This window comes from Burkholderia pulmonis (genome assembly GCF_984667975.1).
This window is the reverse complement of the sequence record NZ_OZ480186.1, coordinates 2,091,731-2,110,333: the sequence shown is the minus strand read 5'-3', so window position 1 is coordinate 2,110,333 and position 18,603 is coordinate 2,091,731. Positions and strand designations below refer to the sequence as shown.

At 67.0% G+C, this 18,603-nt stretch carries 17 protein-coding genes; 15 read left to right on the top strand and 2 right to left on the bottom strand.

The features are described from left to right. The first annotated feature begins 101 nt into the window (after positions 1-101). From AC5LXK_RS09735 to AC5LXK_RS09695, 9 genes are all read left to right on the top strand, one after another. Positions 102-2,468: a DNA polymerase III subunit gamma/tau gene (locus AC5LXK_RS09735; RefSeq protein ID WP_493388665.1), complete on the top strand. Its 2,367-nt coding sequence runs from the start codon at positions 102-104 to the stop codon at positions 2,466-2,468. 94 nt (positions 2,469-2,562) lie between these two features. Then, positions 2,563-2,889: a YbaB/EbfC family nucleoid-associated protein gene (locus tag AC5LXK_RS09730; protein ID WP_043188249.1), complete on the top strand. Its 327-nt coding sequence runs from the start codon at positions 2,563-2,565 to the stop codon at positions 2,887-2,889. Between the two features lie 31 nt (positions 2,890-2,920). Next, a complete protein-coding gene (gene recR / locus AC5LXK_RS09725) occupies positions 2,921-3,517 on the top strand; it encodes a recombination mediator RecR (protein WP_034181272.1) in 597 nt (198 codons plus the stop codon). 48 nt (positions 3,518-3,565) lie between these two features. Further along, positions 3,566-4,771, top strand: coding sequence for a CaiB/BaiF CoA transferase family protein (locus tag AC5LXK_RS09720; protein ID WP_493388664.1), 1,206 nt, complete (start codon positions 3,566-3,568; stop codon positions 4,769-4,771). A 220-nt stretch (positions 4,772-4,991) separates the two neighbouring features. Next, positions 4,992-5,753: a 5'/3'-nucleotidase SurE gene (surE, locus tag AC5LXK_RS09715; protein WP_493388663.1), complete on the top strand. Its 762-nt coding sequence runs from the start codon at positions 4,992-4,994 to the stop codon at positions 5,751-5,753. Further along, positions 5,750-6,682, top strand: a complete 933-nt coding sequence (locus AC5LXK_RS09710) for a protein-L-isoaspartate(D-aspartate) O-methyltransferase (RefSeq protein WP_493388662.1) — start codon at positions 5,750-5,752, stop codon at positions 6,680-6,682. Before surE ends, AC5LXK_RS09710 begins: the two co-directional genes overlap by 4 nt. A gap of 5 nt (positions 6,683-6,687) precedes the next feature. Beyond that, the gene (locus tag AC5LXK_RS09705; protein WP_493388661.1) at positions 6,688-7,578 is read left to right on the top strand and encodes a peptidoglycan DD-metalloendopeptidase family protein; all 891 of its coding nucleotides are present in this window, start codon (positions 6,688-6,690) and stop codon (positions 7,576-7,578) included. 11 nt (positions 7,579-7,589) lie between these two features. After that, entirely contained in the window at positions 7,590-8,684 is a 1,095-nt protein-coding gene (rpoS, locus tag AC5LXK_RS09700) for an RNA polymerase sigma factor RpoS (RefSeq protein WP_493388660.1), read from the top strand. Positions 8,685-8,687: 3 nt separating this feature from the next. Then, on the top strand, positions 8,688-9,464 hold the full coding sequence (locus AC5LXK_RS09695) for a 3'-5' exonuclease (protein ID WP_493388659.1): 777 nt from the start codon (positions 8,688-8,690) through the stop codon (positions 9,462-9,464). Between the two features lie 34 nt (positions 9,465-9,498). Here AC5LXK_RS09695 and AC5LXK_RS09690 read toward each other — a convergent pair whose 3' ends face one another. Next, positions 9,499-10,353, bottom strand: coding sequence for an endonuclease/exonuclease/phosphatase family protein (locus AC5LXK_RS09690; protein ID WP_493388658.1), 855 nt, complete (start codon positions 10,351-10,353; stop codon positions 9,499-9,501). Between the two features lie 163 nt (positions 10,354-10,516). Between AC5LXK_RS09690 and rlmD the strand changes: the two genes are divergently transcribed. Beyond that, positions 10,517-11,971: a 23S rRNA (uracil(1939)-C(5))-methyltransferase RlmD gene (gene rlmD, locus AC5LXK_RS09685; RefSeq protein WP_493388657.1), complete on the top strand. Its 1,455-nt coding sequence runs from the start codon at positions 10,517-10,519 to the stop codon at positions 11,969-11,971. 63 nt (positions 11,972-12,034) lie between these two features. Here rlmD and AC5LXK_RS09680 read toward each other — a convergent pair whose 3' ends face one another. Next, positions 12,035-12,733 carry a Bax inhibitor-1/YccA family protein gene (locus AC5LXK_RS09680; RefSeq protein ID WP_493388656.1) on the bottom strand — a complete coding sequence of 233 codons (699 nt, stop codon included), beginning with the start codon at positions 12,731-12,733 and terminating at the stop codon, positions 12,035-12,037. A gap of 249 nt (positions 12,734-12,982) precedes the next feature. On the opposite strand from AC5LXK_RS09680, the gene ndk reads away from it, so the two are divergent. The 5 genes from ndk to hisS all read left to right on the top strand — a co-directional run bounded on the left by ndk (position 12,983) and on the right by hisS (position 18,565). Further along, positions 12,983-13,408, top strand: a complete 426-nt coding sequence (gene ndk / locus AC5LXK_RS09675) for a nucleoside-diphosphate kinase (RefSeq protein ID WP_175777079.1) — start codon at positions 12,983-12,985, stop codon at positions 13,406-13,408. Between the two features lie 55 nt (positions 13,409-13,463). Beyond that, positions 13,464-14,603: a dual-specificity RNA methyltransferase RlmN gene (gene rlmN, locus AC5LXK_RS09670; protein ID WP_011549686.1), complete on the top strand. Its 1,140-nt coding sequence runs from the start codon at positions 13,464-13,466 to the stop codon at positions 14,601-14,603. A 164-nt stretch (positions 14,604-14,767) separates the two neighbouring features. Continuing rightward, entirely contained in the window at positions 14,768-15,787 is a 1,020-nt protein-coding gene (locus AC5LXK_RS09665) for a helix-turn-helix domain-containing protein (protein WP_493388655.1), read from the top strand. Between the two features lie 112 nt (positions 15,788-15,899). Continuing rightward, entirely contained in the window at positions 15,900-17,204 is a 1,305-nt protein-coding gene (gene ispG, locus AC5LXK_RS09660) for a flavodoxin-dependent (E)-4-hydroxy-3-methylbut-2-enyl-diphosphate synthase (protein ID WP_493388654.1), read from the top strand. Positions 17,205-17,224: 20 nt separating this feature from the next. Beyond that, positions 17,225-18,565, top strand: a complete 1,341-nt coding sequence (hisS, locus tag AC5LXK_RS09655; RefSeq protein WP_493388653.1) for a histidine--tRNA ligase — start codon at positions 17,225-17,227, stop codon at positions 18,563-18,565. Positions 18,566-18,603 lie beyond the last annotated feature (38 nt).

The window sequence follows — 18,603 nt, the reverse complement described above, 5'->3', positions numbered from 1 at the left end:
TTTTTTATTTCTGCATCACACTCCGTCCGGCCCGTGCATTGCCCGCTTTCCGCACCGTTTCACGTGTCGGCGCGACGCAGCGTTACTGATACAATTTCCCGATGACCTATCAAGTTCTCGCACGCAAGTGGCGTCCGAAGGATTTCGCTTCGCTCGTCGGCCAGGAGCACGTCGTCAGGGCGCTCACGCACGCGCTCGACGGCGGGCGTCTCCATCACGCCTATCTGTTTACCGGAACCCGCGGTGTCGGCAAGACGACGCTGTCGCGGATCTTCGCCAAGGCGCTCAACTGTGAAACCGGCATCACGTCGCAGCCGTGCGGCGTATGTCGCGCGTGTCGCGAGATCGACGAGGGCCGTTTCGTCGATTACGTCGAGATGGATGCCGCGAGCAACCGCGGCGTCGACGAGATGGCCGCGCTGCTCGAGCGCGCGGTGTACGCGCCCGTCGATGCGCGCTTCAAGGTCTACATGATCGACGAAGTGCACATGCTGACGAACCACGCGTTCAACGCGATGCTGAAGACGCTCGAGGAGCCGCCGCCGCACGTCAAGTTCATCCTCGCGACGACCGATCCGCAGAAAATTCCCGTTACCGTGCTGTCGCGCTGCCTGCAGTTCAACCTGAAGCAGATGCCGGCCGGGCACATCGTGTCGCATCTCGAGCGGATCCTCGGCGAAGAGCAGATCACGTTCGAGCCGCAGGCGTTGCGCCTGCTCGCGCGTTCCGCGCAGGGCAGCATGCGCGATGCGCTGTCGCTCACCGACCAGGCGATCGCCTATTCGGCGAACGAAGTGACGGAGTCGGCCGTGTCGGGCATGCTCGGCGCGCTCGACCAGACCTACATGGTGCGCCTGCTCGACGCGCTCGCGGCCGGCAGCGGCCCGGAAATCCTCGCGATCGCCGACGAAATGTCGCTGCGCAGCCTGTCGTTCTCGACCGCGCTGCAGGATCTCGCGAGCCTGCTGCACCGGATCGCCTGGGCGCAGTTCGCGCCGGGTTCGGTGCTCGACGAATGGCCGGAGGCGTCCGACCTGCGACGCTTTGCGGAGACGCTGAGCCCCGAACAGGTTCAGCTGTTCTATCAGATCGCGACGGTTGGACGCGCCGAGCTCGGCCTGGCGCCGGACGAGTACGCCGGGTTCACGATGACGCTGCTGCGGATGCTCGCGTTCGAGCCGTCCGTCGTGGCCGGCAGTGCGCCGGGCGGGCAGCCGTCCGTGCCGCGTACCGTGCCGGCCCCGCGCGCGGCCGCGGCGTCAGCCGCTGCGGCAAGGCCGGTATCGGCTGCGCCGGCCGAAGGCGCGCGTCCGCAGGCTGCTGCACCGGCCATGCCGACCGTGCGTTCGGCGCCGGCACCGTCCGATGACGACGCCGGCCGGCCGGCCGTGAAGCCGGTGGCCGTGCAGGCGCCCGCGCCGGCAGCTGACATCCCCGCGACCGAAGCGCTGCAACCGGAAGCGAATGCCGCGCCGCAGGCGGCGCCCGTCGACGACGTGCCGCCGGCCGCTGCCAATGAACCCGAGCCGTCTGCGGCTTCCCCGTCAGCCGTCGTCGCGCAACGAAACGACGAACCGGCTGCGTCCGCCGAGCCTGCGCCGCGCGCCGCGCCGCCCGAGCCCGTCGCACGCCCGGTATCGCGTGCCGGCGGTGCCGCCGCCGCGCTCGACGTGCTGCGCAATGCCGGGATGCGCGTGTCGTCCGACCGCGGGCGCGCAGGCGCCGCGCCGAAACCGGCAGCCCAGCCGGCTGCCGTGGCCGCCGAGAAGCCGGCCGCGCCGCGTCCCGCCGTTCAGGTGCCGACGCCGCGTGCTGCCGCCCGGGCGCCGCAAGCCGCCGATTCGCGCCAGGCGTCGCCGCCGTGGGAAGACATCCCGCCCGACGACTATGTGCCGCTCAGCGCCGACGAGATGTTCGGCGGCCCCGTCGACGGCTTCGTGCCGGCGTTCGACAGCGGTCCCGACGATGTACGCGTGGCGCCGACGCCGGCGGAAGCGCGTCCGGCAGCGCCGGTCGATGCACGCCCGTTGCCGCCCGCGATCGTGCTCGACCCGCTCGGCTTCGACGGCGAATGGCCGGCGCTGGCCGCGAAGTTGCCGCTGAAGGGCGTCGCGTACCAGCTCGCGTTCAACAGCGAACTGACGGCCGTCGATGCGACCGCATTGAAACTGTCCGTGCCGGTGCCGCAATATGCGGACGCCGCGCAGGTGGCGAAGCTGAAGGCTGCGCTGGCCGATGCGCTCGGCAAGCCGGTCGAGGTGACCGTCGAGGTCGGGCCCGCGCGGCGTACGGCGGCGGCGCTCGATGCGGCCGCGCGCGCGGCGCGCCAGCGCGAAGCCGAGCAGGAGATTCACGGCGATCCGTTCGTCCAGCAGCTCGTGCGCGACTTCGGCGCGCGCATCGTCGACGGTTCGGTGCGCCCGGTCGCCGATTCGGCGCCGGACGGCGTGCCGCCGACGCTGCATTGAACTGAGCGCCCCGCGACAGGCACAATCACGCCCGCACACATTGGCCGGCACGCGCCGCGTGCCGGTTTTCACACGATCAAGAAGGAGTATTCCCATGTTGAAAGGCAACCTCGCCGGACTGATGAAGCAAGCGCAGCAAATGCAGGAAAACATGAAGAAGATGCAGGAGCAGCTTGCGCTGATCGAAGTCGAAGGGCAGTCGGGCGCCGGCCTCGTCAAGGTGACGATGACGTGCCGCAACGAAGTGCGCCGCGTGTCGATCGACCCGAGCCTGCTCGCGGACGACAAGGACATGCTCGAGGATCTCGTCGCCGCTGCGGTCAACGACGCGGTGCGCAAGGCCGAAGCGACGTCGCAGGAAAAGATGAGCGGCATGACGTCGGGCCTGCCGCTGCCCCCGGGCTTCAAGCTGCCGTTCTGAGCGCAGCGTCCTTGTCACTGTCTGCTTCCGTATGAAACAGCCGTCCGCCCTGTCCGCTCTCGTCGAAGCGTTGCGCGTGCTGCCCGGCGTCGGGCCGAAATCCGCGCAGCGCATGGCGGTCCACCTGATGCAGCACGACCGCGAAGGCGCGGAGCGGCTCGGCCGGTCGCTGCTGTTCGCGACCGAGCACCTGCAGCACTGCGAGAAGTGCAACACGTTCACCGAAGCGCAGATCTGCGAGGTCTGCAGCGACGAGGAGCGTGATCCGACGCTGCTGTGCGTCGTCGAGACGCCTGCCGACCAGATCATGCTCGAGCAGACGATGACGTACCGCGGGCTGTATTTCGTGCTGATGGGGCGGCTGAGTCCGCTCGACGGAATCGGCCCGAAGGAAATCCATTTCGACCGCCTCGTGCGGCGCGCGTCCGACGGCATCGTCAAGGAGGTCGTGCTCGCGACCAACTTCACGAACGAAGGCGAAGCCACCGCGCATTACCTCGGCCAGACGCTGAAGGCGCGCGGCCTCGCGGTCACGCGCCTCGCGCGCGGCGTGCCGGTGGGCGGCGAGCTCGAGTACGTCGACGCGGGCACCATCGCCCGCGCGATGCTCGATCGCCGCACGATGTAAGCCGGGCGCTGCCTGCCGGCGGCGCCGTTCCTCATGCCAGGGAGACACATGAGCACCAGCCAGGGCCCGCTCGCGGGCGTCAAAGTGCTCGAATTCGGAACGCTGATCGCGGGGCCGTTCGCGTCGCGGCTGTTCGCCGAATTCGGCGCGGAAGTAATCAAGATCGAGGATCCGAACGGCGGCGACCCGCTGCGCAAGTGGCGCAAGCTTCACCCGGAGCAGGGCGGCACGTCGCTGTGGTGGTCCGTCCAGGCACGCAACAAGAAATCGGTCACGCTCAACCTGAAAACCGACGCCGGCAAGGCGATCGCGCGGCAGCTCGCGAGCGAGGCCGACATCGTGATCGAGAACTTCCGTCCGGGCCTGCTCGAAAAACTCGGGCTCGGCTACGACGTGTTGTCGGCCGACAATCCGGGCCTCGTGATGGTGCGCCTGTCCGGCTACGGGCAGACGGGCCCGTATCGCGACCGGCCCGGCTTCGGCGCGATCGCCGAATCGATGGGCGGGCTGCGCCACATCACCGGCTATCCCGATCTGCCGCCGCCGCGCATCGGCATCTCGATCGGCGATTCGATCGCCGCGCTGCACGGCGTGATCGGCGCGCTGATGGCGCTGCATCACCGCAAGGTCAATGGCGGCGCGGGGCAGGTGGTCGACGTTGCACTGTATGAAGCTGTCTTCAACATGATGGAAAGCGTGGTGCCCGAGTATGGCGTGTACGGGATGGTGCGCGAGCGCACCGGCGCGTCGCTGCCCGGCATCGTGCCGTCGAATACGTACGCGTGCCGCGACGGCAGCATCGTGATCGGCGGCAACAGCGATCCGATCTTCAAGCGGTTGATGAAGGCGATCGAGCGCGACGACCTCGCCGACGATCCGGCGCTCGCCCGAAACGACGGGCGTGTGCCGCGCACGCAGGAGATCGATGACGCGATTGCCGCATGGCTCGCGCCGCGCACGATCGACGACGCGCTCGTCGTCCTCAACGCGGCCGACGTGCCGGCCGGCCGGATCTACAGCGCCGCCGACATGTTCACCGATCCGCAGTTCGTCGCGCGCCAGATGATCCAGCGGTTCAAGCTGGCCGACGGCACCGACATTCCGCTGCCGAACATCACGCCGAAGCTGTCGGACACCCCGGGCGAAACGCGGTGGCTCGGGCCCGAACTCGGCGAGCACACGGACGAGGTGCTGGGCGGCCTCGGCTACGACGCGCAGGCGATCGCCGCGCTGCGCGAAGCCGGCGCGATCTGAGCGGTTACGAGCCTGGCGCTTCGCGCCGGGCTCCCGGAGGAGGCGTCCCCCAGGGAGGCTTCCTCCGGGGCGAAGAAACCGGGCGGCCCGGTGTTTTCCTGGGTGCGCGGAATGCCGCTGTGCAATGCGGCGGTGCATCGCACGCGGATGCGCGTACCCGCCTGTCCGCGCCGGCCGGACTGTCGCTCTCGCGCCATCTTTCCTCGGTTACAATCGCCGGATGCGAATCCTACTCAGCAACGACGACGGCTATCTCGCCCCCGGTCTCGCCGCGCTCAGCGAAGCGCTGCAGCCGCTGGCCGAGCTCACGGTGATCGCGCCCGAGCAGAACTGCAGCGGCGCATCGAACTCCCTCACGTTGTCGCGGCCGCTGTCGGTGCAGCGTGCGCCGGGTACGGGTTTCTTCTACGTGAACGGCACGCCGACGGATTCGGTGCACGTCGCGTTGACGGGAATGGCCGATGCGAGGCCGGATCTCGTCGTTTCCGGGATCAACAACGGCCAGAACATGGGCGAAGACACGCTCTATTCGGGGACAGTTGCAGCCGCCACCGAAGGCATCATGTTCGGCGTGCCGGCCATCGCGTTCTCGCTGGCCGACAAGGGTTGGGCCCATCTGGCGGACGCCGCGCGCGTCGCCGCGGAGATCGTCGAGCACTACCTCGCGCATCCGCTGCCGGGCAACCCGCTGTTGAACGTCAATATTCCGAACCTGCCGTACGACGAACTGAAGGGCTGGAAGGTCACGCGCCTCGGCAAGCGTCATCCGTCGCAGCCGGTGATTCGCCAGACCGACCCGCGCGGCGAGCCGATCTACTGGATCGGCGCGGCGGGCGCGGCGCTGGACGCGAGCGACGGCACCGATTTCCACGCCGTCGCAAACGGTTTCGTGTCGATCACGCCGCTGCAGCTCGACCTCACGCATACGCAGATGCTGCCCGCGACGCGCGAATGGGCGCGCGCCGGAGGGCGGGCTTCATGAGCGGCGAGCGCGCGAAGCGGTTCCCGCTCGCGCTCGAAGATCTCAAGCGAGCGCCACGCAAGTCGGAAGGTCGAGCCGGCGAACGCCATGCGGCGGTCGTGCTGCCGAAGGCCGCCGACAAGTCCGCAGCCGTACTGAAACCGGTTGCGGTGAAACCGGCCGCCGTGCGTGCGCCGTTGTCGGGCACCGCCGCCGCGAAGCCCGCGACCGCGCCGAAGCCCACCGCGCTGAAGCCTGCGCTGCCGAAGCCGGCTGCGCCGAGCATCGCGCCGGCCGGCGCGTTCGCGCTCACGTCGGAACGTGTACGCGAGCGGATGGTCGAACGGCTGCGTGCGAACGGCGTGACCGATGCGCGCGTGCTGGACGCAATGGCCGCGGTGCCGCGCCACATGTTCGTGGATCCGGGGCTGGCAACGCAGGCCTATGAGGATTCGGCGCTGCCGATCGGCCATCAGCAAACCATTTCCAAGCCGTCGGTTGTCGCGCGCATGATCGAGCTCGCGATGGCCGGCCGCACACTCGAGCGCGTGCTCGAGATCGGCACGGGCTGCGGCTATCAGGCCGCCGTGCTGAGCCACGTGGCACGCGACGTGTATTCGATTGAACGCATCAAGCCGCTTTACGAGCGCGCGAAGCTGAACCTGCGGCCGCTGCGCGTGCCGAACATCCGTCTGCACTACGGCGACGGGCGTGTCGGCCTGCCGTCCGCGGCCCCGTTCGACGCGATCGTGATCGCGGCGGCGGGGCTCGACGTGCCGCAGGCGCTGCTCGAGCAGCTCGCGATCGGCGGGCGGCTCGTCGCGCCGGTCGGCGCGCAGAGCGGGCAGCACCAGGTGCTCACGCTCGTCGAGCGCGTTGCGCACGCGCAATGGCGAGAGTCCCGGCTTGATCGCGTTTTCTTTGTCCCTTTAAAATCCGGAGTGATTTGAAACCGATGAGTATGTTGCGCGCGATGCAAAACAACCGATCCAGGGAACCGCTCACGCTCGCCCAGCGCGCGATCTGTGTGGCTGCGTTCTCCACGTTACTGGCCGCCTGTGCGACGCGGCTCGACAACGCGCCCGTCGTCGATCGCTCCGGCTCGCTCGGCACGACCGCCGCCGCGCAGCCCGCGGTGCCGCTCGGGCCGCCGCCGCCTGGCTTCTATCGTGTGAAGCCGGGTGACACGCTGTACCGGATTGCGCTGGAGAACGGGCAGAACTACCGCGACATCGCGTCGTGGAACAACCTGACGAACCCGAACCAGATCGAAGTCGACCAGCTGCTGCGCGTTGCGCCGCCGGGCGGCGCCGCGGTTGCGGGCGCACCGGCCACCGCGCCGATCGCGGGCGCCGCGGTCGCGACCGCGCCGCTGAGCAGCGGTCCCGCCACGCCGGCAGCCGGCACGTCGTCGGCGCTTGCCGCCACGCCGCCGGCCGCGGCAACCGGGTCGAGCGATACGGCGGCAGCCCCGAGCGGCCCCGTGACGTTCGCGTGGCCCGCGCGCGGCCCCGTGCTGAACGGGTTCGACGACGCGAAGAACAAGGGTGTCAATATCGGCGGCACGGCCGGCGAGGCCGTGAAGGCGGCAGCAGACGGCCGCGTTGTTTACTCCGGTAATGGCCTGCGTGGTTACGGCAACCTCATTATCATCAAACACGATGCAACTTACCTCACGGCGTATGCACACAATCGCGCTTTGATGGTAAAAGAGGGGGACGCGGTAACGAAGGGGCAGAAGATCGCCGAGATGGGTAACAGCGATGCCGACCGCGTGATGCTGCATTTCGAGGTTCGCCGGCAGGGTAAGCCTGTCGATCCGCTGAAGTATTTGCCGCCTCAATAACCGAGACGACCATGCCGAAATCGAAGCGCCACGAGCCGCAAGCCGAGTCTGAGAAGATCAGTCGTGCCACGCAAGCATCGGTGGGGCGAGCTGGTGCTTCGAAGGACGACGAAGACGACGTCGCGGAAAACGAACGTGATCTCGAGGCACGCGACGCCGAATCGGACGCGGACAGTGGCGACGAAGAGCGCGAAAGCCGTCCGGAAGCATCGCCCGACGTCGACGATTTTCGCACGATGCTGCAGGCCGAACTCACGGCCGACACGATCCAGCATTACCTGAACCGCATCAGCGTGAAGCCGCTGCTGACCGTCGAGGAAGAGCAGCGTTATTCGCGTCTCGCGAAGGCCGGCGAATTCGAGGCGCGGCAGGTGATGATCGAACGCAACCTGCGCCTCGTCGTCAGCATCGCGAAGGGGTACCTGAACCGCGGCGTGCCGTTGCTCGACCTGATCGAGGAAGGCAACCTCGGCCTGATGCACGCGATCGAGAAATTCGACCCGACGCGCGGCTTTCGTTTCTCGACCTACGCGACGTGGTGGATCCGGCAGAGCATCGAACGGGCGATCATGAACCAGGCCCGCACGGTGCGTCTGCCCGTGCACGTGATCCGCGAGCTGAACCAGGTGCTGCGCGCGAAGCGCCACCTCGAAAAGAATTCGATGTCGACGGGTGAGGCGGCCGAGCGCCGCGAAGCCAGCATCGACGACATCGCCTACCTCACCGGCAAGACCGCCGAGGAAGTCACCGACATTCTCGCGCTCAACGAGCACACGGCGTCGCTCGACGCACCGCTCGACCTCGATCCCGCGAGCAGCCTGCTCGACCTGCTGCCTGACGACCAGAGCCAGTCGCCCGACGCCGAGGTGCAGCACCGCGAGCTCGAAACGCTGACGCGCGCATGGCTGTCGCGGCTGTCGGACAAGCACCGGCACGTGATCGAGCGCCGCTTCGGCCTGAACCACATCGAACCGGCGACGCTCGAGGAGCTCGCCGACGAGATGGGGCTCACGCGCGAGCGCGTGCGGCAGATCCAGCAGGAAGCGCTGGTGCGCCTCAAGCGGTTCTTCGCCTCCAACGGCGTGCGCAAGGACGCCGTTCTGTAACTGATGACTCCGATTCTTGTTTTTGACATCGAGACGATTCCCGATGTCGACGGCATTCGCCGTCTGGAAGGCCTGCCCGCGACGCTCGACGATGCCGCGGTGGCCGAACACGCGTTCGCCGCGCGCCGCGAGAAGACCGGCGGCGATTTCCTGCCGCATCACCTGCAGCGGATCGCGGCAATCTCGTGCGTGTTCCGCGACAACAACGGCTTTCGCGTGCGCTCGCTCGGGACGCCGCAGGACAACGAAGCGACGCTGATCCAGTCGTTCTACCGCGTGATCGAAAAATACACGCCGCAGCTCGTGTCGTGGAACGGCGGCGGCTTCGACCTGCCGGTGCTGCATTACCGCGCGCTGGTGCACGGCATTCCCGCGTCCCGCTACTGGGATCTCGGCGAGGACGACCGCGATTTCAAGTGGAACAACTACATCTCGCGCTATCACTCGCGGCATACCGACCTGATGGATGTGCTCGCGATGTATCAGGCGCGCGCAAACGCACCGCTCGACGCGCTCGCGAAGCTGTGCGGCTTCCCGGGCAAGCTCGGGATGGACGGCAGCCAGGTTTGGCCGGCATTCCGGGATGGCCGGATCGAGGAAATCCGCAACTATTGCGAGACCGACGTCGTCAACACCTACCTGCTGTACTGCCGGTTCCAGTTGATGCGCGGCGGCCTGACGCCGAGCGAGTATGCGGACGAGATCCTGCTCGTGAAGAACGCGCTCGCGCTGGAGCCGGCGCCGCACTGGGTCGAGTACCTGGCCGGTTTCGACGCATAGCGCGGGCGACGGGCCTGCGCCGCAACCGGCGCGATCAGGCCAGTTCGAGCAGTACCGGCTGGTGATCCGACGCGCGCACGTGGCCGTCGATCTCGCAGTGGATGACGCGCGGCAGCAGCGTTTCGGTCACGAACACGAAGTCGCACGCGAGCGGTCCTTCCGACCATTGCACCGTATCGTAGACGCCCGCCGTCGGTGGCGGCGGGTGGCCCGGGTGCCGCGCGACCCAGGCGTCGACGAAGCGCGGCGCGTCTGCGAGCGGCGCCAGGAAGCGCCGGTACGCGTCGCTGTCGAACGCACTGTTGAAATCACCGCAGACGATCGCGTCGCAAGGCTGCCCGGTCGCGCTGAACGGCCCGTCGGCGGCTTCGGCGGGTGCCGGGCGTTCCGCATGCATGCACGCCCCGCGGTGCCGGTCGCGCAGCGCATCGACCTGCGCAAGCCGCTGGCGCACCGAGTAATACTCCAGATGCGTGGTGACCACGCGCAGCGGCCCGAACGGCGCCTGCAATTCGACGTCGAGCGCGACACGCGGCATCGACGGCGCACCGGCGTCGGCCGGCCACGGCAGCGACTGGCGCAGCACGCGCCCGACCGGCAGCCGCGTCGCGATCGCATTGCCGAACTGGCGGCGCGGCGCGCCCGGCAGGATGGCCGGCAGGTCGGCGCCGATGGCGTCGACGATCGTATAACCGGGCAGCAGCGCCGCGAGTTCGACGAACTGGTCCGGGCCGGGGCGGCCGGGCAGTGCGCCGAAGCCGCGCGTGACCTCCTGCAGGCACATGACGTCGAAATCGCCGAGCCGGCGGATGGTCGAGACGGTGCGGGAAAGATCGACAACGCCGTCCGTGTCCCGACCCCATTGGATGTTCCAGTCGATCAATCGCATGGTCGAATCTCCTGTCGGGCGGATGTCGGGCCCGGGCTCGCCCCGTGTGCGGTTCTGCGGCCTGGCGGTGCGGGTGCCTTCCGCTGCCGCGCGCATGGCCGCTTGGGTGCAACCCAGGGCCGTTCATGCTCAAGTGTCGACACTTGCCCATCCAAACCACGCGATGCGGGCCGTCGTCGTCTACAATCTCGCCTTCTTCAACGTTTGTCAGGAAAAGCTGGTGTCCGAAGCCGTCCCCACTTCTGCGCGCAAATCGAAAAACGCGCCCGTCGCGCCCGGGCCCGCCCCGGTTCTCGAGATCGAATCGCTCGACATGGAAGCGCGCGGTGTCGGCCGCACGATCACCGAGGACGGCGAGCCGGGCAAGGTCATCTTCGTCGAAGGCGCGCTGCCCGGCGAGCGCGTGACCTATTCGAGCTACCGCCGCAAGCCGAGCTACGAGCAGGCGACGGTCGTCGACATTCTGCGCCCGAGCGTGATGCGCACGCAGCCGAAATGCAAGTTCTTCGGCACCTGCGGCGGCTGCTCGATGCAGCATCTCGACATGCGCGCGCAGGTGGCGGTCAAGCAGCGCGTGCTCGAGGACAACCTGTGGCACCTGGCGAAGCTGCGCGCGGAAACGATGTTCGCGCCGATCCACGGCCCGTCGTGGGGTTATCGCTACCGTGCGCGCCTGACCGTGCGCAACGTGGCGAAGAAGGGCGGCGTGCTGGTCGGTTTCCACGAGAAGAAGAGCAGCTACGTCGCCGACATGACGAGCTGCGAAGTGCTGCCGCCGCACGTGTCGGCGATGCTCGTGCCGCTGCGCCGGCTCGTCGAAGGGCTGTCGATCCGCGATCGCATGCCGCAGATCGAGCTTGCGGTCGGTTCGGAGGTCACGGCACTCGTGCTGCGCGTGCTGGAGCCGATCAACGCGGACGACGAAGCGCTGCTGCGCGCGTTCGCTGACGAACACAAGGTGCAGTTCTGGCTGCAGCCGAAGGGCCCGGACACGGTGACGCCGTTCTATCCGCTCGACGTGCCGCTCGACTACACGCTGCCGGAATTCGGCATCCGCATGCCGTTCAAGCCGACCGATTTCACGCAGGTCAATCACCAGATCAACCGTGTGCTGGTAGGGCGTGCGCTGCGCCTGCTCGCGCCGTCGCGCGACGACCGCGTGCTCGACCTGTTCTGCGGGATCGGCAACTTCACGCTGCCGCTCGCGCGGCTGTCGCGCGAGGTAATGGGTATCGAGGGCAGCGACACGCTGACGACGCGCGCGCTGGCGAACGCACGCGAGAACGGGGTCGACGGCCACACGACGTTCGCGTGCCGGAACCTGTTCGAAGTGACGGGCGACGACCTGCGCGCGCTCGGCGCCTTCGACAAGTTCCTGATCGATCCGCCGCGCGAAGGCGCGCTCGCGGTGTCGAAGGCGCTGGCCGAGATCGCGCAGAGCGGCGAAGGCCCGTTGCCGAAGCGGATCGTCTACGTGTCGTGCAACCCGTCGACGCTCGCGCGCGACGCGGGCCTGCTCGTGCACGAGGCCGGCTACCGGCTGAAGGGCGCCGGTGTCGTGAACATGTTCCCGAATACGTCGCACGTCGAATCGATCGCGCTGTTCGAGCGCGACTGAGCCGGGCGGCGGACGAAAAAAAACCGGCCCTCGGGCCGGTTTTTTCATGGTGTGCTGCGAGCGTCAGTTACGGTTGCCGCCGAAGATGCCGAGCAGCGCAAGCAGGTTCGTGAACACGTTGTACAGGTCGAGGTAGATCGCGAGCGTGGCCGAGATGTAGTTCGTCTCGCCGCCGTTCACGACGCGCTGGACGTCGAACAGCATGTAGGCCGAGAAGATCGCGATCGCGAGCACCGACACGGTGAGCATCAGCGCCGGCAGGTGCAGGAACATGTTCGCGACCGATGCGAGCAGGATCACGATCACGCCCATGAACAGCCACTTGCCGAGGCCCGAGAAATCGCGCTTGCTGACCGTGGCGATCGTCGCCATCGTGGCGAAGATGATGCCGGTGCCGCCGAACGCGAGCATGATCAGCGACGGACCGTTCGAGAAGCCGAGGATGAAGCTGAGCAGGCGCGACAGCATCAGGCCCATGAAGAACGTGAAGCCGAGCAGCACGAACACGCCGGCCGCGCTGTTTTTGGTCCGCTCGATCGCGAACATGAAGCCGAACGCGATCGCGAAGAACGCGAGCAGGCTCATCATCGGGCTCGTGGCCGCGAACAGCGAGAAGCCCGTCGTGACACCGACCCAGGCACCCAGTACGGTCGGCACCATCGACAGCGCGAGCAGCCAGTACGTGTTCCGCAGCACGCGGTTGCGAACCTCGGCGGTGCTGACGGAACCGCCGCGGCCGAAATTGTACGGATAGTCGTTCATGGTTTCTCCTAACATTGAACGCGTGGGCGTCCGGGGCCGGTTCGGCGCGCGCGATGTGCGGCGCAGCAAACCGGAGCAGCTATGGCTAAGATACGTTCCGTGCCGGGAGGTTTCAATGGCCGGGCAGCACAAAACATATGGATTCTGAACCTTTCATTCGTGTAAGGGTTCAATCGCAATGATACACGGGATCGTGCTACAATAGCGGATTCATTTGAACCTGTAACTTCTTAATTTTTTGGAGTTTTTATGGCAATCGAGCGCACTCTGTCGATCATCAAGCCGGATGCGGTAGCAAAGAACGTGATCGGCCAGATCTACAGCCGTTTCGAAGGCGCCGGCCTGAAGGTCATCGCATCGCGCATGGCGCACCTGTCGCGCGCTGACGCGGAGAAGTTCTACGCGGTTCACGCAGCACGCCCGTTCTTCAAGGACCTCGTCGATTTCATGATCTCGGGCCCGGTGATGATCCAGGTTCTGGAAGGTGAAGGCGCAATCCTGAAGAACCGCGACCTGATGGGCGCAACGGATCCGAAGAAGGCAGAAAAGGGCACGATCCGCGCCGATTTCGCCGACAGCATCGACGCGAACGCGGTGCACGGCTCGGACGCTGCTGAAACGGCAGCGGTCGAAGTCGCTTTCTTCTTCCCGGAAATGAACGTTTACTCGCGTTAAGCCCTGGCTGACAGCAAGTAGGCAGGATTCAGCGCACGCGGCAAGGCAGCACATCATGACGAGCGAAACTTCCGTCAATCTTCTCGACTTCGATGCCGAGGGTCTTGTCGCGTACTGCGGCAGCCTCGGCGAGAAGCCGTTCCGCGCCAAGCAGTTGCAGCGCTGGATCCACCAGTACAACGCCGGCGATTTCGACGGTATGACCGATCTTGCGAAGTCCTTGAGAGAAAAGCTCAAGGGCCGTGCGTCGATCGTGATGCCCGATATCGCCAGCGATCACGTTTCCACCGACGGCACGCGCAAGTGGCTGATCGACGTCGGAAATGGCAACGCGGTCGAAACCGTGTTCATCCCGGAAGAAACGCGCGGCACGCTGTGCGTGTCGTCGCAGGCCGGGTGCGCGGTCAACTGCCGCTTCTGTTCGACGGGCAAGCAGGGCTTTTCCCGCAACCTGTCGACAGCCGAAATCATCGGCCAGCTCCGGATGGCCGAATTTGCATTGCGAGCGTCGCTGGGCCGCGCGCCCGGTCCGAACGGCAAGGCCGAACGGGTCGTCACCAACGTGGTGATGATGGGCATGGGCGAGCCGCTCCTGAATTACAGCGCGGTCGTGCCCGCGATGCGGTTGATGCTCGACGACAACGCGTACGGCCTGTCGCGCCGCCGCGTCACGCTGTCGACGTCCGGCGTGGTGCCGATGATGGACCGCCTCGGCGCCGAGCTGCCGGTCGCGCTGGCCGTTTCGCTGCACGCGCCGAACGATGCGCTGCGCGACGAGCTGGTGCCGCTCAACAAGAAGTATCCGCTTCGCGAGCTGATGGCTGCGTGCCAGCGCTATCTGAAAGTCGCGCCGCGTGACTTCATTACTTTCGAATACTGCATGCTCGACGGCGTCAACGACACCGAAGCGCATGCGCGCGAACTGCTGGCCGTCACGCGCGACGTGCCGTGCAAGTTCAACCTGATCCCGTTCAATCCGTTTCCGGAATCGGGCCTCATCCGCTCGAAGCCGGAGCAGATCAAGCGCTTTGCACAGGTCCTCATCGACGCGGGTGTCGTCACGACCGTGCGCAAGACGCGCGGCGACGACATCGACGCCGCGTGCGGCCAGCTGGCCGGCGCAGTGAAGGACCGCACGCGCCTTGCGGAACGAACGGGCGCAGCAGGAAAAATCATCGAAGTTCGGGCGGTTTGACGGGGGCGCCTAGCCGGGGATGCCCGAACCTTTTGGCGGTACAACACGCGAATAGCGATCGGTCGCGGCGCCTCGGCGCCGCGCATGGTATGGACAATTGCGGGTGCGGACCGGCGGGAGCCGGTGGCGGCCGCCAGTGAAGAAGAATCGACGCGAGGACAAGGATGAGTGAGCCGCAGCCGTCTAACGGCGCAGAGACGAATGCCGCGAAGCCGGCACCGGCGGGACTGGAATCGCTGGCGGCAGTCGGCAGCCGGCTGGCGCAGCTTCGGGAGACGAAGGGCTGGTCGGTCGACGACGTGTCGGCGCGACTCAAGGTCGCACCGCAGAAGCTCCGGGCGCTCGAGGCCGGCGACATCAGCCACTTGCCCGGCGTGACGTTCGCGCTCGGTGTCGTGCGCAGTTACGCGAAGATGCTCGGCGTCGATCCGGAACCGTTCGCGCAGGCGCTGCGCCGCGAGCGCGGGGTGCCGGAAGTCGACCTGTCGATGCCCGCGTCGTCGGGGACGGATCTGCCGCGCGGCCGCGTGTCGATTCCGCTGGGCGGCTCGTCGCGCCACCATCCGTGGCTGTGGGGCACGGCGATCGTCGTCGTCGCGGTGGTCGCCGTACTGATGTGGCACACTGGCGGCGATTCATCGAGCCTGCTCGCGCGTTTCAAGGGCGGCGACACGGAGCATGCATCGGCCGCCAGCGCGCCGGCGGCGTCCTCGTCGTCGGTCGAAGAGGCTGCTGCGAACGGCGCGTCGACCGCCGTCGCCAATGAGGTTCCGGCCCCGGTCGCTGCATCGGCTGCCCCGGCGCAGGCGATTGCGTCTGCCGTCCCGGCGCCCGCGGCGCCGGTCGCGACGGCGGCTGCATCCCAGCCCGTCGTGGCAACGACGGCGGCAAGCGCCGCCGCACCGGCCCAGCCGGCGAGCGTCGTGGTCGCGGCAGGCCAGTCGATGGTCGAACTGAAGGTCAAGCAGGATTGCTGGTTCAGCGTGCGCGACAAGAACGGCAAGGAGCTGTTCTCGGCGATGGTGCGGGCCGGCGAAACGAAGCAGGTCGCCGGCGACGGGCCGTTCAAGGTCACGATCGGCAACAAGGCAGGCCTCGACGCAGTCGCGTTCGACGGAAAACCTGTCGATCCGGCAAAATATTCGGCAGCGCGGGGTAACGTGGCGCGGTTCACGTTGCCCTGACGTCAAGCGCCGTGGCGAAGGCCTGTCGTCGATATCGGCAGGCCGTGAGGGCACGGCGCTTTTTCAATTCATGCGTCGCGTCGCGGCGCATTCCGCGTAAATGGATCTATCGATGCAATCCGAAGCTCAATCCCCACGCAGCAGTCAGATTTGTTCAACCGAGCCGGTGTTCGGCGGGCATCAGCCGCGCCGCGTATCGCATGCGGTGGATGTCCGCTGGGGCGGGCAGCTCGTGACGATTGGCGGCGACGCGCCGGTGCGCGTGCAGTCGATGACGAATACCGACACGGCCGATGCGATCGGTACGGCGATCCAGATCAAGGAACTCGCGAATGCGGGCTCCGAACTGGTGCGCATCACGGTCGACACGCCAGCCGCCGCCGCCGCCGTGCCGGCGATTCGCGAGCAGCTCGACCGGATGGGCGTGACCGTGCCGCTCGTCGGCGATTTCCACTACAACGGCCACCTGCTGTTGCGCGATTACCCGGGCTGCGCGGAGTCGCTGTCGAAGTACCGGATCAATCCCGGCAACGTCGGCCAGGGCGCGAAGCGCGACACGCAGTTCGCGCTGATGATCGAGGCCGCGGCGAAGTACGACAAGGTCGTGCGGATCGGCGTGAACTGGGGCAGTCTCGACCAGGACCTGCTCGCGCGCATGATGGACGAAAACGGTGCGCGTTCGCAGCCGTGGGGCGCGCAGAGCGTGATGTACGAGGCGCTGATCCAGTCGGCGATCGGCTCGGCCGAACGTGCGGTCGAACTCGGCCTCGGCCGCGACCGCATCGTGCTGTCGTGCAAGGTCAGCGGCGTGCAGGACCTGATCGCCGTGTACCGCGAACTCGGCCGCCGTTGCGGCTTCGCGCTGCACCTCGGGCTGACCGAGGCCGGCATGGGTTCGAAGGGCATCGTCGCGTCGACGGCCGCGCTCGGCGTGCTGCTGCAGGAAGGGATCGGCGACACGATCCGCATCTCCCTGACGCCGGAACCGGGCGCGCCGCGCACCGGCGAAGTGATCGTCGGCCAGGAAATCCTGCAGACGATGGGCCTGCGCTCGTTCGCGCCGATGGTGATCGCGTGCCCGGGCTGCGGCCGTACGACGAGCACGCTGTTCCAGGAGCTCGCGATGCAGATCCAGACCTACCTGCGCGAGCAGATGCCGGTCTGGCGCAAGGAGTATCCGGGCGTCGAGAAGATGAACGTCGCGGTGATGGGCTGCATCGTCAACGGGCCGGGCGAATCGAAGCACGCGAACATCGGCATCAGCCTGCCGGGTTCGGGCGAGAACCCGGCCGCCCCCGTCTTCATCGACGGCGAGAAGGTCAAGACGCTGCGCGGCGAGCGGATCGCCGAGGAATTCCAGCAGATCGTCAGCGACTACGTCGCACGCAATTACGGCCGCACCGAGGCCCTGAACTAATTCGTCCACATACACGAACGATGACTGAACAGAAACGCAAGATCGAGAAGCTCACCGGCGTCAAAGGCATGAACGACATCCTTCCGCAGGATGCCGGCCTGTGGGAGTTCTTCGAAGCTACCGTGAAATCGCTGCTGCGCGCGTACGGATACCAGAACATCCGTACGCCGATCGTCGAACACACGCAGCTCTTCACGCGCGGCATCGGCGAAGTCACCGACATCGTCGAGAAGGAGATGTACAGCTTCACCGACGCGCTGAACGGCGAGAACCTGACGATGCGCCCGGAAAACACCGCGGCGGTCGTGCGCGCGTCGATCGAGCACAACATGCTGTACGACGGTCCGAAGCGTCTGTGGTACATCGGCCCGATGTTCCGTCACGAGCGTCCGCAGCGCGGCCGCTATCGCCAGTTCCACCAGGTCGGCGTCGAGGCGCTCGGCTTCGCGGGCCCGGATGCGGATGCCGAGATCATCATGATGTGCCAGCGCCTGTGGGATGACCTCGGCCTGACCGGCATCAAGCTCGAGATCAACTCGCTCGGCCTCGCCGAAGAGCGCGCCGCGCACCGCGTCGAACTGATCAAGTACCTCGAGCAGTTCGCCGACGTGCTCGACGAGGACGCCAAGCGCCGCCTGTATACGAACCCGCTGCGCGTGCTCGACACGAAGAATCCCGCGCTGCAGGAAATCGCGCAGAACGCACCGAAGCTGATCGATTTCCTCGGCGAAGAATCGCGCGCGCACTTCGAAGGGCTGCAGCGCCTGCTGCTCGCGAACAACATTCCGTTCAAGATCAACCCGCGTCTCGTGCGCGGCCTCGACTATTACAACCTGACCGTGTTCGAGTGGGTGACGGACAAGCTCGGCGCGCAGGGTACGGTCGCGGCCGGCGGCCGCTACGATCCGCTGATCGAGCAGCTCGGCGGCAAGCCGACCGCCGCGTGCGGCTGGGCAATGGGCATCGAGCGCATCCTCGAGCTGCTGAAGGAAGAGGATCTCGTGCCGGAGCAGGAAGGCGTCGACGTGTACGTCGTGCACCAGGGCGAGACCGCGCGCGAGCAGGCGTTCATCGCGGCCGAGCGCCTGCGCGACACGGGCCTCGACGTAATCTTCCACTGCAGCGCCGACGGCGCGACGGCCAGCTTCAAGTCGCAGATGAAGCGGGCCGACGCAAGCGGCGCCGCGTTCGCGGTGATCTTCGGCGAAGAAGAGGTTGCGAACGGCACGGTGGGCGTGAAAGCGTTGCGCGGTGCGGGTGCGGAAGGGGAAAAGAACGTTCAGCAGACCGTACCGGTCGAAAGCTTGACCGAATTCCTAATCAATGCGATGGTTGCATCCGCCGAAGACGGCGACGACTGATCGCGCTGGCATCCGCTCGACAAGAAAAGCCTGAACAG